Source organism: Streptomyces mobaraensis NBRC 13819 = DSM 40847, assembly GCF_017916255.1.
Classification (GTDB): domain Bacteria; phylum Actinomycetota; class Actinomycetes; order Streptomycetales; family Streptomycetaceae; genus Streptomyces; species Streptomyces mobaraensis.
The window spans coordinates 7,220,500-7,235,465 of sequence record NZ_CP072827.1 but is presented as its reverse complement, the minus strand read 5'-3'; the positions used below and the strand labels follow the sequence as shown (position 1 = coordinate 7,235,465).

Sequence of the window (14,966 nt, the reverse complement as noted above, 5' to 3'; positions counted from 1 at the left end):
CCGCGATAAGGGGGACTGGGGGCTTGCCCCCAGGAAACGGAGAAAGGGCGGGACTGGGGCACCCTCACCGACCAGGCCCCCCGAGCACCCGCCGCGCCCGCGCGATCAGCGCCCGCCCCGCCGGACTGATCGGACCGTCCGTGCGCCAGGCGAAGGCCAGCCGACCGCGCAACGCCGGCGGATCGATGGCCACCGGCACCAGCTCCGGCGCGCGGGACGCCGCGAACTCCCCCGGCAGGATCGCCGCCCCGAGCCCGTGGGCGGCGAGTTCGGCGAGGGTGCCGGGGTCGCCGGCCTCCAGGGCGATGCGCGGCCGGAATCCGGCCGCCGCGCACGCCTCGTCGAGCCGGGCGCGCAGGCCCGTACCGCGCGGCAGGCTGATCAGCGGCCGGTCGCGCAGCGTCTCGAGGGAGACGACGGGGTGGACGGCGAGTTCGTGGCCGGGGGCGACCGCGGCGACGATCGCCTGGTCCTCCAGCACGTGCAGGGAGACCCCGGCCGGGCCGTCCAGCCCCACGCTGATGATGACCGCGTCGAACCGTCCGCTACGGAGGCCGTCGACCAGCCGGTCCGTGGTGTCCTCGGCGAGGGTGATCTCGACCGCCGGGTGCTCCTGGTGGAAGCCGGCGAGCAGCCCGGGCAGGTCGGCGTTGTGCGAGGTCACGGTGCCGACGGCGACGCGGCCGCGGAGCAGTCCGGCCATCTCGTCGACGACGAGCCTCGCCCGCTCGACGGCCGCGAGCGCGGCCCGCGCGTGCGGCAGGAAGGCCGCGCCGACCTCCGTCAGCGTCACGGACCGCGCCGAACGGTCCAGCAGTTCCTGCCCCAGCTCGCGTTCGAGCTTGCGGATCTGCGCGCTGACCCCGGGCTGGGCGACCCGGACCCGCTCGGCGGCCCGGGTGAAGTTCCGTTCCTCCACCACCGTCACGAAGTACTCGAGCTGACGCAGTTCCATAACCAGCGATGCTAGCAGCCAGACTTTCCATGTCTTGGACTTCTGATGCGCCCCGGAGGAGGCTGGTACCAGGAGGCCGGAGGGGCGCCGGAACGGCCCCGGAAGCCCTGGCACTCCTCCCCCGACACCCCATCGCACTCGAAGGAGCCTCGCCATGTCCGAGATCCGCGAACGCGCCACCACTCCCGAGGACTTGACCCGCCTGTTCGTGGAGCGCGCCAACGCCCGCGACGCCGAGGGGATGGCCGCGCTCTACGCGCCCGACGCCGTCCTCGCCTTCCCGCCCGGCAGCGCGACGGTCGGCCGGGAGGCGATCCGCGCCGTGTGCGAGCAGCTCCTGCTCCACGCCGAGCTGCCGTTCACGCCCGAGCCGCCGCTCCCGACGGTCCGTTACGGGGCCGACCTCGCCCTGACGTCGACGCGGGCCGCCGACGGCACGGGCGGCAGGACGCAGGTCGTCCGCCGCGAGCCGGACGGGACCTGGCTGCGGATCATCGACCGGCCGGAAATCGGCGCACCGGAGGCCGACGGGCCGGAGGCGGGCCGATGAGCGTGCTCGTCGCCGGGGCCGGCATCGGCGGACTGACCACCGCCCTCAGCCTGCACGCCGCGGGGATCGGCGCGACCGTGGTGGAGAGCGTCCGGGAGATCCGCCCGCTCGGCGTGGGCATCAACCTCCTGCCGCACGCCGTCCGCGAACTCACCGAGCTGGGGCTCGGGGACGCGCTGGCCGCCATCGGCGTGCCGACCGCCGAGAACGTGTACTGCGACCGCGACGGCACCGTCCTGTTCTCCGAACCGCGCGGCGTCGCCCAGGGCTACCGCTGGCCGCAGTACTCGGTCCACCGCGGCGAGCTGCAGTCGATGCTGCTCGCCGCGGTCCGCGACCGGCTGGGCCCGGACGCCGTCCGCACCGGGACGCGGCTGGACGGCTTCACCGACACCGGGTCGGCCATCCGGGCCCGGCTCCTCGACCGGGCGACCGGCGAGCACCGGGCCGTCGAGGCCGGGCTGCTGGTCGGGGCGGACGGGCTGCACTCGGCCGTCCGCGGGCTGCTGCACCCGGACGGCGGGCCCCTGCTGTGGTCGGGGGTCCGGATGTGGCGCGGGGTGACGGAGGGGAAGCCCTTCCTCACCGGGCGGTCGGCGGTCCTGGTCCGGGACGGGGACGCCGAGTTCATCGCGTACCCGATCGGGCGCGACCGGATCAACTGGGTCTGCCTGGTACGGGAGGCGCCGCCCGGGCCGCTGGGCGAGGAGGCCGGCTGGAACCGCCCGGGCCGGCTCGCCGACCTGCTCCCCCACTACGCGCACTGGTCGCTCGGCTTCCTGGACGTCCCGGGGCTGCTGACGGGTGCCGAACGGATCCTGGAGTACCCGATGGTCGACCGGGAGCCGCTGCGGTCCTGGGGGCGCGGCCGGGTCACCCTGCTCGGCGACGCGGCGCACCCCATGTACCCGGTGGGGGCCAACGGCGCCTCGCAGGCCGTCGTGGACGCCCGGGTGCTCGCCCACGCGCTGGCGGGCAGCGACGACGTACCGGCCGCGCTGGCCCGTTACGCGGACGAGCGGCGGGAGGCGACGACCGCCGTCGTCCGCGCCAATCGGGCCATGAACGAGGCGGTGCGGGAGGTTCCGGACGGTGGCGGGCGGAGCGCGGAGCACTACGCCCGCATCACGGACGCCTACCGGCGGGCGAGCGGGGGCGATCCCGCCGTCCTCAACGCCCGCCCGTCGCTGACGCCCGCGCCCGCCGGTCGCTGACCTCGCCGTCGCCGGTACCGACGTGCCCGGCTCCCGGTGGCCGGCGTCAGTAGCCCGTCGGCTGTGCGGCGAGCACCCGCAGGAGCTGGTCGAGCTCCGGCCGCCAGGGGCGGTTGACGTTGATGCGCGTCGGCTTCTCCCGGCCCGGCATCAGGAAGCGGAACGAGCTCCACAGGGAACCCATCCGCACGTCGCTCACCAGGTGCCGGGCCTGGTGGTGCGGCAGGGCGAGGACGAGTTCCTTGGGCCGGCTGCTGAGTTTGCCGGCCCGGTGGAACAGCAGGGCCTGCTGGGTGAAGGTGACGAAGTAGGTGTCCACGAAGAAGATCCACACACTCGACAGGAAGGCCATGGCGATCGGGCTGGGCCCGCTGATGCCGTAGACCGTCACCACCGGCCGGTCGGAGGGGTTCGCCTCGGCCACCGCCCGTCCCACGTGTTCCTGGATCGTCGCCTTGCGCACCGGCATGCTCGCTCCTCGTGCCTCAGGGGAGGGACCCGCGTGTCCGAGGGGAACCCCGCGGGGAAAGGCCCCTATTGAAGCCCCTCCCCGCTGTCCGGGAACCGGCGATTTCCGGACAGCGAGGGACGGGATTCGGAGCGGTGGGCTCCGGCCGTCAGCCGACCGAGCGGGACAGCGCCTCCCGTACCGCCTCCTCGGTGCGGCCCACCACGGCGGTGCCGTCGTCCGCCGTGATGATCGGCCGCTGGATCAGCTTCGGGTGTCCGGCGAGGGCGGCGATCCAGCGGTCGCGCGCGGCGGCGTCGCGCGGCCAGTCCTTCAGGCCGAGCTCCTTGGCCTCGTCCTCCCCGGTGCGCGTGATGTCCCACGGCTCCAGCCCGAGCCGGTCGAGCACGGCCCGGATCTCGTTCTCGTCGGGGACGTCGTCCAGGTAGCGGCGGACGGTGTACGCGGCGCCCTCCTCGTCGAGCAGGTTGACGGCCGAGCGGCACTTCGAACAGGCGGGGTTGATCCAGATCTCCATGCCGCACAGGGTACCGCCCCCACCCCGTCAAATCCCGTCTGAGCTGGGGCGATTGTCAGTGCCCGGCAGTAGAATGGAGGGGTAGTGAAGAGGTCGCCCGACCCCTTCGTCAGGAGGACGCCGATGGCCGCAGCAGCAACACCGCTCACCGACCCGTGCACCCTCGCGACGCTGCCGAGGAAGCGTCTGCCCGCCGGGCATCCCCGTGAGTGGTACGAGTCCCACAACCGCCGGCTGAAGGCCATGCGCCTCGCCATAGCCCTGCTCCACAGCGGTGCGTACCGGCCGGAGCAGGCGACCAACCGCAGGATACGCCGGGTCGCCGACCGGATCGGCGTGCGCCCGCCGTCGAACGCCACCTGCCGGATGGTCAGGTCGCTGATCCACGCCGAGGCGCCCGCGGCACGCGCCGGCCGCCGCTGACCGCAGCCGCGTCCTCGTCCGCGTTCGGCGCGGTAGGGCGGCCCGTCGCCGTACCGCCGCGCCGCAACCGCCCGGACACCGCCCGTTCGCCCGTCCGCCGTCCACCGGTTCCGGCCCGTCCGTAGCGTCGTCGTATGACGATCCAGCAGGTCGCCCCGGATCCGGACGTCCCGGCGCCGGCCGCCGCGCCCTCGGCCGGGCCACAGCAGGAGGGGCCGCCGCCGGCGCCCGTGACCGTCGTGGGCGACGGAGTCACGGCCCGGCGGCGCGGTCCGGCCGCGCCGGTGCGCCGCCTGGGGTGGCAGGCGCTGCTGATGCTCGCCGCCCTGGCGGCGCTGTGCGCGGCGGCCGTGGCGGGTGCCGTCGTGGTCCGGTCCGACGCGGACCGGCTGCGGGAGACCGTCACGGAGCGGGCGGCGACGGCGGCCGGGCTGCGCTTCGCCCTGGCCGACCTCGACGCGCAGCGCGCCGACGCGCTGGTGCCCGGGCACTCCGCCGACCGGCCCGCCGTCCTGCCCGCGGGCCGGTCGGCGGACGACTTCCAGGTCGGCAACCGCGTCCTGGCCCTACTCACCGCCCGGCAGCGGCGCGCCGAGGTCAGCGACCTGCTGCGGCGGCTGGGCGGGGACCCGGACCAGGGCCGGCGGGTGCGGGCGCTGCTGGACGGCCTGGGCCGGTACGACGAGCTGACCGCGCGGTCCTCCGCCGTCGACGAGACGGCGCCGGACCGGCCCGCCGGCCGGCCGCCCGCCGGTGCCGTCACCCTGTCCGTCGACGCGGGCGAGGTGATGCACCGTGAACTGCTGCCCGCCGCGGACGCCCTGGCGTCCGGGTACGTGCGGCGGGCGGCCGGGTCGGCGGACCGCGCGCACGGCGCGGCCGTGACCGCCGCCTGGGCCACGGCCGGGACGGGCGTCGCGGCCCTGGCCGTCCTCGGGTGGTGCCAGTGGCGGCTGGCCCGCCGCTACCGGCGGGTGTTCAGCCCGGCGCTGTGCGCCGCGACGGTCGCCGCCGCCGTCGTCGCCGCCCTGGGCACGGTGGCCTTCCTGGCGGCGGCGGACGGCGTCCGGGACGCGGCGCGGGACGGGCTGCGCCCGTGGGCCCGGCTGGCCGAGGCCCGGGCGGTCGCCGCCGAGGCGGCGGCCACCGAGGGCCGCTGGTTCGTCTACGACACCCGCCCCGGATCTGCCGCCGTGAGCAGGTTCGAGGGCCTGACCGCGCGCCTCGACACGCTCCTCGCGCCGGACGGTTACTCCTACGCCCCCGGGCGCGCCGCACACCGGGCCGTACGCGACGGGTACGCGCGGTTCCGCGACGACGACCGCCGGATGCGGGAGGAGCAGGCGACCGGGCGGACGGACGCGGCCGTGCTGACGCTCACCGAACTCGGGCGCGGGCGGCTGCCGTTCGACTTCTGGGAGTTCGCGGGCGCGCTCGACGCCCTGGCCGCGCGCCACTTGGCGGTCCTGGAGGAACGGACGGCGTCCGCCCGCGACCGGCTGGCCGGCTGGCCCGCCGTGCCGGCGGGTGTCCTGGGGGGCGCGGCGCTGCTCGTCGGGGCGGGACTGCGCCCCCGGTTCGCCGAGTACCGCTGAGGCCGCCCCCGCCGCCCCGGGCGGCGACGGATAATGCCCGCCCCGGTGTCCGACCCACCCAGTACGCTGCTGCGACGATGACTGACGACCAGATACCGCACACTTTCCAGGTCGACCTGCGCGGCCTGGTGGACCTGCTGTCCCACCACCTGTACTCCAGCCCCAAGGTGTACCTCCGCGAACTGCTGCAGAACGCCGTGGACGCCATCACGGCCCGCCGCGCGGAGCAGCCCGGGGCGCCCGCGACGGTGCGCCTGCACGCCGACGGGGGCCGGCTGCGGGTGGAGGACAGCGGCATCGGCCTGACGGAGGCCGACGTCCACGACCTGCTGGCCACCATAGGCCGCAGCTCCAAGCGCGACGGACTGGAGTCGGCGCGCTCGGAATTCCTCGGCCAGTTCGGCATCGGGCTGCTCGCCTGCTTCGTCGTCGCCGAGGAGATCCGGGTCGTCAGCCGGTCCGCCCGGACGCCCGGCGCGCCGCCCGTCGAGTGGACGGCGCGGGACGACGGTTCGTACACCGTCCGCACGCTGGACGACGAGGCGCGCCCCGAGCCGGGGACGACGGTGTACCTGGCCGCGCGCCGCGGCTCGGAGGACTGGCTGGCCGAGGAGCGGGTGCTGGCCCTCGCCAAGGACTTCGGCTCGCTGCTCCCCCACGACGTGCGGGTGGGCGACACCCCGGTGACCGACCGGCCGCCCGTCTGGGAGCGGGCGTACCCGAACCCGTCCGCCCGGCGGGTGGCGCTCGCCCGGCACTGCCACGAGCTGTTCGGCTTCTCGCCGTTGGACGCGATCGAGCTCGACGTGCCGGTGGCCGGGGTGCGGGGCGTCGCGTACGTCCTGCCGCAGGCGGTCAGTCCGGGGCGGCGCGGCGGGCACCGCGTGCACCTGAAGGGCATGCTGCTCACCGACCGCGCCGACGAGCTCCTGCCCGAGTGGGCGTTCTTCGTCCGCTGCGTCGTCGACACCGACAGCCTGCGGCCCACCGCCTCGCGCGAGAGCCTGTACGACGACGACCGGCTGGCCGCCGTCCGGGAGGCCCTCGGGGAGCGGATCCGCGACTGGCTCGCCGAGCTGGCGGCGGGCGACCAGGAGCGGCTGCGGCAGTTCCTGTCCGTCCACCACGTGGGCGTCAAGTCGCTGGCGCGGCACGACGCGGACATGCTGCGCACGATGCTGCCGTGGCTGCCGTTCGAGACCAGTGACGGGCAGCTGACGCTGGAGGAGTTCGCGCAGCGGCACCGGACGGTCCACTTCACCCGGACCGTCGAGGAGTTCCGCCAGGTCGCGCCGATCGCCGCGGCCCAGGGCGTCGGCGTGGTCAACGGCGGCTACACCTTCGACGGCGAACTGGTGGAGATGCTGCCCCGGGTGCGCCCGGGCACCACGGTCGCCGAGCTGGACGCGGAGACGGTCACCGCGCACCTCGACCACGTGGAGCCGGGTGACGAGCTGGCGCTGGCCGACTTCCTGGCGGCGGCGCGGGCGCGGCTGGACGCGCTCGGGTGCGACGTGGTGCTCCGGTCCTTCCTGCCGGTCACCGTGCCCGCGCTGCATCTGGACGACCGCGCGGCGCGGCACGAACGGGCCCGCGCCGAGGAGGAGTCGAAGGCCGACGACCTGTGGTCGTCCATCCTGGGGTCGCTGCGGGACGAGGCCCCGCGCGCCCGGCTGGTCCTCAACCACCTCAGCCCCCTGGTCCGGCGCGTGGGCGCGCTCGCGGACCGCGACCGCGACCTCGCGGGCACCGCCGCGGAGGCCCTGTACGGGCAGGCCCTGCTGATGGCCCAGCGCCCGCTGCGGCCGGCCGACTCGGCGCTGCTGAACCGGGCCTTCCTGGGCCTGCTGGAGTGGGCCGCCCACCCCGCCGCGCCGTCCGGGCCGTCGGAGGAGGGCCGATGAACCGCACCGCTTCCGCCCTCCGGCAGGCGCTCCAGGACAACATGAACGAGCCGGAGGGCCCGGCGCGCAACGCCGTCGCCGAGCGGCTGGTGGACGAGGCCGGGCAGGCCGGCGACACGGCGCTGCTGCTCGACACCCTGTTCAACGTGCTGTCCGCCTACAACTTCAGCTCCGAGTCCGAGAAGATGTTCGTCCCGTTCGCCCGGGTGCTGCGCATGTGGGACGAGCGGCCGGAGGACTTCGACCAGTACGCCGAGCACCGGCTGCACTGGATGTTCAAGTGGGTGGCCAGCGGGATGCTGGACCAGCCGGACATCCCGTTGGCGTCGGTGGAGAAGTGGCACGCGGAGATGGAGCACCGCTACCGGGTCGCGGGCCACAGCGAACGGGCCGTCCGGCAGAGCGAGTTCCGGATCGCCCGGGACACCGGTGACACGGCGCGCGCCGAACGGGCCTTCGCCGCCTGGCTCGCCGCCGACCGGGACCGGATGAGCGACTGCCACGCCTGCGAGCTGCACACCCAGGGCGACTGGCTGAACCGGCGGGGACGGCCGGAGGAGGCGCTGGAGACCTGGCGCCCGGTCCTGGCCGGCGAGCACACCTGCGCCCACGAGCCGCACGTGGTCCTCGCCTCCTCGCTGCTCCCGCTGGTGCGGCTGGGCAGGACCGACGAGGCCCGCGCCCACCACCTGCGCGGCTACCGGATGATCCGGGACATGGAGTCGATGCGGGCCACCGTCGGCGACCACATCGAGTTCTGCGCGCTCACCGGCAACGAGGCGCGGGCCCTGGAGATCCTCGCGGAGCACACGGGCCACTTCGCCCCCTCCGGGGATCCGCTGTCCCTGCTCGAATTCCTCGCGCCCGTCGCGCTGCTCGCCCGCCGGCTGACGGACCTGGGCCTCGGCGTGCGGCGGGTGCCCGGCCCGGCCGGGCGGGAGTGGACGGCCGCCGAGTTGTCCGCGCACGCCCGCGCGGAGGCCCTGGAGCTGGCCGGCCGGTTCGACCGGCGCAACGGCAGCACCGTCGTCGGCGACCGTGTCCGCGCGCGGATGGACGCCGCGCCGCTGGCCGAGCGGCTGCCGCTGGGCGTACGCGCCGAGCGGCTGACCGTCCCCCGGCCCGCGCCGGCCGCGCCGCCGGCCCCGGCGTCCCCGGACACCGTACGGGAGTTGCTGGCCACGGCCCGCCGGCTGACGGAGGATCCGGCGCCCGGCGTCCGGGCCGCGTGGGAGGCGTTCGCGCGGGCCGCGCACGGCCGCGAGGACGGGCTCGACCCGCTCGGCCGGGCCGAACTCGCCGACCACGAGGCGATGGAGCGGGTCGCGGAACCGGCGAAGTGCGTCGAGGGCTTCCGCTCGGCCGCCCTGCTGTACGAGGACGCCGGGCATCCCGCCCAGGCCGCCCTCGCCCGGGCCCGGGCGGCGCTGGCCCTGTCCTTCGCCGGGCGCGCGGCGGAGGCCGTGGCGGCGGTCGAGGCGGAGTGTGCGCTGCTGCGCGGGCTGCACGCGGAGGGCCGGGCGGAGCCGCGGTCGGTGGCCACGGCCCTGCTCTACCGGTGCCGTGTCCTCCGCAACGGGGTCGACGACGGCCCGGAGGACGCGGCGGGCGCCCTGGCCGCGCTGGAGGCCGCGCTCGACGAGGCGGCCGCCTTCGGCGAGGAGCACCGCGCGGCGGGCCGGATGGTGTCCGGCCGGCTGGCCGACGTCCTGCAACTGCGCGGCGAACTGGCCCTGGAGGCGGGCGATCCGGCCCGGGCGGCCGGGTGGTTCGGCCGCGCGGTGGAGCTGACGGACGCGGCGGACCTGGCCTGGTACGCGCCGGAGGCGCGGGTCGGACTGGCCCGGGCCGCGATGGCCTGCGGGGATCCGGAGACGGCGGTCGCGGCGGCGCGTTCCGCCCTGGAGCACGGCGCCGAGTCCATGGAGGACGCGCACGCGGCGCGGGTGCACGTCCTGCTGTCCGAGGCCCTGACCGCCACCGGCCGGCACGGGCCGGCGGTGGAGCACGCCCTGGAGGCGGCGCACTGGGCCGACCAGGCGGGCGAGAGCGCGACGCTCGGTGCCTGGGCCCGGCTCACCCTCGGCGGGGCACTGCACCGGCTGGGCCGCGCGGACGAGGCCGCGTCCGTCCTGGAGACGGCGCTCCCGGACCTCGAACAGGGCCACGGCGACGGTCAGGTGGTCCAGGCGCGCTGGTGGCTCGGCGAGTGCCTGGCCGCCCTGGGCGACCACCGGGAGGCGGCCGGGCAGTTCCTGCGCGCCGCCTCGGTCGCGCAGCACTGGGAGGACCAGCGGGACCACGCCGTCCTCGCCCATATGGCCGCCGACTGCCTGGGCCGTGCGGGCCGGGACGACGAGGCCGAGCGGGCCTACGAACGGGCCGAGGCGCTGTGGCGCGGCCTGGAGCGGCCGGAGGCGTACGTCCGGGTGCTGCGCGCCCGCGCGTGGCTCGCCGCCCGCCGGGAGGACGGCGGCCCGGCCCGGGCCCGGGAGCTGATGGCCGAGGCGGAGCGCGCGTGCGCCGCCGCGCTGGCGGCGGCCGGGGACGACGAGGCGCGGGAACTGCTGCGCGGTGAACTCGCGGACACCCACCGGCAGACCGGCGAACTGATCGTGCGCTGCTGTGAGGACGCTCCGGGCGACGACGACGAGGAGGAGGGCGCGGCCCGGGAGGCGTACGAGGAGGGGCTGGCGCACCTCGAGCGGGCGGTGGCCGTCTTCGCCGAGGGCGGCCCCGCGCTGCGCGACCAGCGGACGGGCGCCGAACTGGCGGCCGCCTGGCTGGAGGTCGATCTGGGCCGGAACGCGGCCGCCACGGCCCGGGCGCGGGCGGTGCTCGCCGAGTACGGCGACGCGCCGGAGGACGTCGCGCGGGCGCGGCGGGCCGAGGCGGAGAACGTCCTCATGTACGCGACCAAGGAAAGCCCGTCCGGCGTTTGAGGACAACCGCGCGAAGCGCGGTTTCGGGGTCCGGGGCGGAGCCCCAGGAAACGGTGAATGGGGGTGCCCCCTCTGGGGGAGGGGCTGGGGCACCCCCCTCCCCGCCCGCACCCGCGACGAGGCGGTCAGAGGCGGATCCCCCGAACCGCCCCGTCGCGCACCTCCAACACCTCACCATTGTCGTACTCGTAAAAGCGGATCGACCCGATCGCCCCGGCGGCAACCGCATACGGCGCGAGCCGGCCAAGCAGGTCACGGAGCTCGTCCAGCCGCTCGGTGTGCACCTCCTGCCGGACGACCAGCGCCCACCCGTCGGGCAGCGGGGTCAGCACCGAGCTGAGCACGCCGCCGACGCGCCACGCGGGCCCGGTCGCGTCGAGCAGGGGTTCGGGCTCCCGTTCGCCCTCCGGGTCGGGCTCCAGATGGCCGCGCAGTTCGGCGAGGAGGGCGGCGGGGAGATCGGCGCTCAGGTGCCAGTCGAGGCGGAGTTCGTGGATGTCGCTCACGCCCGGGAGCCTAGACCGGCCCGGTGGCGGGTCACCCTCGGACCCCGTGCTCACCCGCCGGTGTGACGGCGGGAGGTGCCGCTCCGGCGTTCCGCCGCGTGTGCGAGGCTGGGGGCATTCCCGGTGGTCGACCCGGCCGCGCGCCCGGCCACCGGGTGCGTACCGGAAGGGACTGGGACATGTTGCAGCACAGAACCGTCGGCGATCTGATGACGCACTCGGTGGTCCGGGTGCAGCGCGGCACTCTGTTCACGGAGATCGTGCATGTGCTGCACGAGCACGACATCACAGCGGTTCCGGTGGTGGACGCGGACGACCGCCCGGTGGGGGTGGTCTCCGAGGCCGACCTGCTGGCGAAGGCGGCCCGGCGGGTGGATCCGTCGCTCCCGGCGGCGGTGCGCGCCAAGCACGAGGCGACGACGGCCGAGGGCCTGATGACCAGTCCGGCGGTGTGCGCCCGGCCGGACTGGAGCGTCGTGGAGGCCGCCCGGACGATGGAGGAACGGCACGTCAAGCGGCTGCCGGTGGTGGACGCCGAGGGCCGGCTGGTGGGCCTGGTGAGCCGGAGCGACCTGCTGCGGGTCTTCCTGCGCGACGACCGCGCCATCCGCCAGGAGATCATCGAGGACGTGCTGGTCCGCACCCTGCACGAGCCGCCGTCCGGCATCGGCGTCGAGGTGACCAACGGGCAGGTGCGGCTGAGCGGTTCGGTGCGGGAGGAGGGGCTGGTGCCGGTGCTGGTACGGCTGTGCGGCAGCGTGGACGGTGTGGTGAGCGTGGAGCACCAGCTGAGCGTGGGGTCCGCTTAGCCGAGGCATGCGGCGAAAGCAGGTCTTTCGCAACGGCCGCAGTCAGCTTCGGTGGTCAAGCCTTGATTCGACCGCATATCACCGGGAACGGTGTCGACAGAGCCGTGGGCGCAGTGCCTTCCTCGCGATCGACGGTCAGGGACCTCCGACTCCGTCCCCGACTCGCCCACTTGACCATGAGACTGTGTGTCGCACTCTCGAACTTTCTGACGCAGCGTTCGACGATGCCGCGTTCCTTGCGGATCACGCTGCCAAGAGGCAAGGCGTGCACTTCCCGTGCCGCATCGGCGGTGGCCCGAGCTACGCCATGCATGTTTTTGCCCGGCGACGTCACTGCGGTGAGGGACGCCCGTCCTTCACCGGAGTCGACTCCCAAGGTGGCGTATTCTTGGTAGCGCGGGAACATACTCGAGCACTGCGCGCTCGAGGGACAGCGGGAAAGCGATCCCGCCCCCAAGAGGCGTGCGGGCCGGCGAAACCGCCGCCATCCCCTCGCCCACGCTTGCCGGGCGCCTGGGGAGTGCTTTGTGACGATTTCCCTGTAAATTCTCCCCCAGTGTCATGAAGGTCGATCTCAAATGACTGATCAGGATTTCTGGAGCGCAAGAACTGACTGGTGGTCGATGGACGGCTGGAACGTCTCCGGCCAGCAGGACGGAGTGCACGTAAGCGGTTGGTACACCCACGACAACGGCTCACTGAAGAACATGAACTGCGGCGAAAAAGGCACCTACGTGATTGGGGTCGACCGCCTTCCGAAAATGGGATGCGCTCAGTACGTCTCAAGACCACAGGTGAAAATATTCGGAGAGATCACCGGTCAGACAACTCCCGGTTCTTTTCCGGACGACCTCGGTGACCATTGGTCAAAATGCTGGCTGCACCTCCGGCAGACATTGTTCGAGAACCTGAACGACGGTTCTCGACACACGGTCGAAGAAGCACAGGATGACCGCAACCTTTTCTTCATCGAGGACAGCGGAGACACCCGCTCCTATTCGTTCGACTCCGTCTCCGACAACATCGTGAACATCCCTGTCGTCGCGATGAACAGACCGGGTGACTACATCCCGGGGAACGATCTGTGGGCCGAAGTCGAGGTCTCGTACAACGTACAGATAGAGGGGCCGGGAAGCGTAGTCGAATCGACCGGTGGGATGGTCATCCAGGGCTGGCAGTGGCCACTGGAGGTGTCCTGAAACGCGCCACCTCACCCCGATGCGTGGCGCGGCCGCCGGAAGCGCCGCCGCAGTGCCCCGCGCTTGGTTCCGGGCCGCCGGCGGACCGGGACGGGGGCCCGGTCCGACGGCGCTACCAGCCGGCACCCTCGCTGCGCGACCTTGTCACGCGGCCCCCTTCTTGAAGACCTCGACAAGGCTGGTGAGGCTGGAGTTCTCGTGCCCGGCCGCGGCGGCGCGCCGGAAGGCGTCCAGGACGGCGCCGGGCAGGGCGGAGTCGACGCCCGCGGCGCGGACGGTGTGGACGATGTGGTCGAGGCTCGCGACGCCCATGCCCACCCGGTCGACGTCGCCGGTGTGGTCGCCCGCGTCGAGCCGCGGCGCGTAGAAGGAGAAGAAACCGGGGAGCTGGTTCGCCGTGGACTGCGCGTAGGGCAGGAACTCGGCGGCCGGGATGCCGTACGCGTCGGCCACGGTCTGGGCGTGGACGTAGCTGATCAGGCCGGTCCAGAAGAGGTCCATGAGGATCTGGTAGTACAGCTGCGCCAGGCCCGGGTCCGTGCCGCGGAAGTCGGTCCCCGCGAGGACCGCCAGGGTGTCCCGGTGGGCCTCGAAGGCGGCCTGATGGCCGCTGTAGAAGATGGACGACTCCGGGTTGCCGATGCCGGAGGGCGGGCTCATCACCCCGCCGGTGAGGTGCACGGCGCCGTGCCGGGCGGCCCACTCGGCCGCCTCGCGGGCCCGCTCGGGGGTGTCCGAGCTGAGGTTGACGATCACCCGGCCGCGGACGGCGTGCGGGGCCTGCTCCAGTACCGCGTACACGGCGTCGTAGTCCGTCATGCTCAGCACGACCAGTTCGTTGACGGACAGCGCCTGCTCGACGGACGGGGCGAGGACGGCGCCCGCGGCCACGAGTTCGTCGGCCTTGGACGCGGTGCGGTTCCACACGGTGACCGCGTGGCCCTGCTTCAGGAAGGCGTGGGCCATCGCCTTGCCCATCGGGCCGAGGCCGATGACGGTCACGGGCCGCTTGTTCAGGGACGGCTTGCTCTCGGGCTGGCTGCTCACGGAAGACCCCTCTGGAATGAACGCTCTACTTGGAGATCACCGTAGCACAACACTAGAAAGAGCGCTCTACCTATTAGGGCGAACGCTCTACCCAGGTAGGCTGCGAGGATGAAGACGACCACAGGGAAGGGCACCGGGCCGGACGCCGTCCTCGACACCCGCGAACGGATCGTCCGCGCGGCCTCCCGACTGATGCAGCGCCAGGGCTACGACGGCACGGGGATCAAGCAGATCTCCCAGGAGGCGGAGGCCACGCTCGGCTCCCTCTACCACTTCTTCCCCGGCGGCAAGCAGGAGTTGGCGGTCGCGGCGATCCGCCACGGCGACGAGGAGTTCGCCGACATCCTGCGCGGCGCGCTGGAGAGCGCGGAGGACCCGGGCGACGCGCTCGTCGCCTGCACCACCACGCTCGCGGAGATCCTGCGCGCGTCCGACTGGACGGACGGCTGCCCGGTCACCGCCACCGCGCTGGGCACGGCGGGCCGCGCCCCCGACATCCAGCAGGCCGCGGCCGAGGCGTTCGCCCGCTGGCGCGGGCTCGTCCACGCCAAGCTGACCGCCGCGGGCTTCGCCGACGACGCCGCCCGCGACCTCGCGCACACGGTGATCAGCACCCTGGAGGGCGCGGAGCTGGCCGCCCAGGTGTCGCGCAGCGAGGAGCCGCTGCACACGGCCGGCCGCCACCTGGCCCGGCTGATCGCCTGCTACCGGTGAGGCGGCCCCGGCCGGGCCGGTAGGCTCGGCCGGACGATCATCGCGTCCAGGCCGGTGATCGCCGCGCACAGGGCGGGGTTCGCCGCGCACGGGCCGGCGTTCACCGCGTCTCGGCAGGAAGG

At 74.3% G+C, this 14,966-nt stretch carries 14 protein-coding genes; 9 read left to right on the top strand and 5 right to left on the bottom strand.

Features of this window, described 5'->3' with window-relative positions; all coding sequences use genetic code 11:
- Positions 1-64: 64 nt before the first annotated feature.
- Positions 65-955, bottom strand: coding sequence for a LysR family transcriptional regulator (locus tag J7W19_RS31285; protein WP_004947768.1), 891 nt, complete (start codon positions 953-955; stop codon positions 65-67).
- A 154-nt stretch (positions 956-1,109) separates the two neighbouring features.
- On the opposite strand from J7W19_RS31285, the gene J7W19_RS31280 reads away from it, so the two are divergent.
- Together J7W19_RS31280 and J7W19_RS31275 are read left to right on the top strand one after the other, a co-directional pair.
- Complete coding sequence (locus J7W19_RS31280) at positions 1,110-1,505, top strand: YybH family protein (protein ID WP_004947769.1); 396 nt, start codon at positions 1,110-1,112, stop codon at positions 1,503-1,505.
- Positions 1,502-2,719: a flavin-dependent oxidoreductase gene (locus tag J7W19_RS31275; protein WP_004947771.1), complete on the top strand. Its 1,218-nt coding sequence runs from the start codon at positions 1,502-1,504 to the stop codon at positions 2,717-2,719. Before J7W19_RS31280 ends, J7W19_RS31275 begins: the two co-directional genes overlap by 4 nt.
- Positions 2,720-2,765: 46 nt before the next feature.
- Here the strand turns inward: J7W19_RS31275 and J7W19_RS31270 are convergent, their stop codons facing one another.
- Positions 2,766-3,188: a hypothetical protein gene (locus J7W19_RS31270; RefSeq protein ID WP_004947773.1), complete on the bottom strand. Its 423-nt coding sequence runs from the start codon at positions 3,186-3,188 to the stop codon at positions 2,766-2,768.
- 148 nt (positions 3,189-3,336) lie between these two features.
- Positions 3,337-3,705, bottom strand: a complete 369-nt coding sequence (locus J7W19_RS31265) for an arsenate reductase family protein (RefSeq protein ID WP_004947774.1) — start codon at positions 3,703-3,705, stop codon at positions 3,337-3,339.
- Positions 3,706-3,828: 123 nt separating this feature from the next.
- Here J7W19_RS31265 and J7W19_RS31260 point away from each other — a divergent pair, with 123 nt between their 5' ends.
- The 4 genes from J7W19_RS31260 (at position 3,829) to J7W19_RS31245 (ending at position 10,569) form a co-directional block, all read left to right on the top strand.
- Positions 3,829-4,128: a hypothetical protein gene (locus J7W19_RS31260; protein WP_004947776.1), complete on the top strand. Its 300-nt coding sequence runs from the start codon at positions 3,829-3,831 to the stop codon at positions 4,126-4,128.
- 134 nt (positions 4,129-4,262) lie between these two features.
- Positions 4,263-5,723 (top strand): hypothetical protein, encoded by a 1,461-nt coding sequence (locus J7W19_RS31255; RefSeq protein ID WP_210455418.1) that lies wholly within the window; start codon positions 4,263-4,265, stop codon positions 5,721-5,723.
- 77 nt (positions 5,724-5,800) lie between these two features.
- Positions 5,801-7,627, top strand: a complete 1,827-nt coding sequence (locus J7W19_RS31250) for an HSP90 family protein (RefSeq protein ID WP_004941210.1) — start codon at positions 5,801-5,803, stop codon at positions 7,625-7,627.
- On the top strand, positions 7,624-10,569 hold the full coding sequence (locus J7W19_RS31245; protein ID WP_004941207.1) for a tetratricopeptide repeat protein: 2,946 nt from the start codon (positions 7,624-7,626) through the stop codon (positions 10,567-10,569). The genes J7W19_RS31250 and J7W19_RS31245 overlap by 4 nt, the downstream gene beginning before the upstream one ends.
- Positions 10,570-10,694: 125 nt before the next feature.
- On the opposite strand, the gene J7W19_RS31240 is transcribed toward J7W19_RS31245, so the two are convergent.
- Positions 10,695-11,075 carry a hypothetical protein gene (locus tag J7W19_RS31240; RefSeq protein ID WP_004941204.1) on the bottom strand — a complete coding sequence of 127 codons (381 nt, stop codon included), beginning with the start codon at positions 11,073-11,075 and terminating at the stop codon, positions 10,695-10,697.
- Positions 11,076-11,257: 182 nt separating this feature from the next.
- Between J7W19_RS31240 and J7W19_RS31235 the strand changes: the two genes are divergently transcribed.
- Positions 11,258-11,884 (top strand): CBS domain-containing protein, encoded by a 627-nt coding sequence (locus tag J7W19_RS31235; RefSeq protein WP_040888526.1) that lies wholly within the window; start codon positions 11,258-11,260, stop codon positions 11,882-11,884.
- Positions 11,885-12,462: 578 nt separating this feature from the next.
- Positions 12,463-13,083, top strand: a complete 621-nt coding sequence (locus J7W19_RS31230; RefSeq protein WP_004941200.1) for a hypothetical protein — start codon at positions 12,463-12,465, stop codon at positions 13,081-13,083.
- A gap of 144 nt (positions 13,084-13,227) precedes the next feature.
- Here J7W19_RS31230 and J7W19_RS31225 read toward each other — a convergent pair whose 3' ends face one another.
- Complete coding sequence (locus J7W19_RS31225) at positions 13,228-14,130, bottom strand: NAD(P)-dependent oxidoreductase (RefSeq protein WP_004941197.1); 903 nt, start codon at positions 14,128-14,130, stop codon at positions 13,228-13,230.
- A 108-nt stretch (positions 14,131-14,238) separates the two neighbouring features.
- On the opposite strand from J7W19_RS31225, the gene J7W19_RS31220 reads away from it, so the two are divergent.
- Entirely contained in the window at positions 14,239-14,844 is a 606-nt protein-coding gene (locus J7W19_RS31220) for a TetR/AcrR family transcriptional regulator (RefSeq protein ID WP_004941194.1), read from the top strand.
- Positions 14,845-14,966: the final 122 nt, after the last annotated feature.

Excerpts from the sequence above, each read along its gene's own strand:
- J7W19_RS31285 (WP_004947768.1), bottom strand. The coding sequence starts at position 955 with ATGGAACTGCGTCAGCTCGAGTACTTCGTGACGGTGGTGGAGGAACGG.
- J7W19_RS31280 (WP_004947769.1), top strand. The coding sequence starts at position 1,110 with ATGTCCGAGATCCGCGAACGCGCCACCACTCCCGAGGACTTGACCCGC.
- J7W19_RS31275 (WP_004947771.1), top strand. The coding sequence starts at position 1,502 with ATGAGCGTGCTCGTCGCCGGGGCCGGCATCGGCGGACTGACCACCGCC.
- J7W19_RS31270 (WP_004947773.1), bottom strand. The coding sequence starts at position 3,188 with ATGCCGGTGCGCAAGGCGACGATCCAGGAACACGTGGGACGGGCGGTG.
- J7W19_RS31265 (WP_004947774.1), bottom strand. The coding sequence starts at position 3,705 with ATGGAGATCTGGATCAACCCCGCCTGTTCGAAGTGCCGCTCGGCCGTC.
- J7W19_RS31260 (WP_004947776.1), top strand. The coding sequence starts at position 3,829 with ATGGCCGCAGCAGCAACACCGCTCACCGACCCGTGCACCCTCGCGACG.
- J7W19_RS31255 (WP_210455418.1), top strand. The coding sequence starts at position 4,263 with ATGACGATCCAGCAGGTCGCCCCGGATCCGGACGTCCCGGCGCCGGCC.
- J7W19_RS31250 (WP_004941210.1), top strand. The coding sequence starts at position 5,801 with ATGACTGACGACCAGATACCGCACACTTTCCAGGTCGACCTGCGCGGC.
- J7W19_RS31245 (WP_004941207.1), top strand. The coding sequence starts at position 7,624 with ATGAACCGCACCGCTTCCGCCCTCCGGCAGGCGCTCCAGGACAACATG.
- J7W19_RS31230 (WP_004941200.1), top strand. The coding sequence starts at position 12,463 with ATGACTGATCAGGATTTCTGGAGCGCAAGAACTGACTGGTGGTCGATG.
- J7W19_RS31220 (WP_004941194.1), top strand. The coding sequence starts at position 14,239 with ATGAAGACGACCACAGGGAAGGGCACCGGGCCGGACGCCGTCCTCGAC.